A 237-nucleotide genomic window follows, 5' to 3' on the forward strand; every position below is an offset into this window, starting at 1 on the left:
TGAGGAAGAGCGTGGTGAAGGGCGACGGCTCCGTCACGTCGACGAAGAACCCGCCGATGATGCCGCCCACGCCGATGCCGAGGTTGCCGAGGGCGAAGTTCACGCCGAAGTACTGCTGACGGACCTCGCCGTCGACCCCCGAGGCGATCAGCGCGTTGAAGCCGGGCCAGGAGACCCCGAAGTTCACCCCGATGAGCCCGACCCCGACGGGCGCGACGGCTGGATGCGTGGCATAGG

At 68.4% G+C, this 237-nt stretch carries 1 pseudogene; it reads right to left on the reverse strand.

Annotation, left to right across the window (positions count from 1 at the left end):
• Positions 1-237 (reverse strand): annotated as a pseudogene (locus KVS71_RS18760) (MFS transporter); the annotation flags it as partial.

This window comes from Microbacterium sp. GbtcB4 (genome assembly GCF_019091465.1).
In the GTDB taxonomy this organism is placed as follows: Bacteria; Actinomycetota; Actinomycetes; order Actinomycetales; family Microbacteriaceae; genus Microbacterium; species Microbacterium paraoxydans.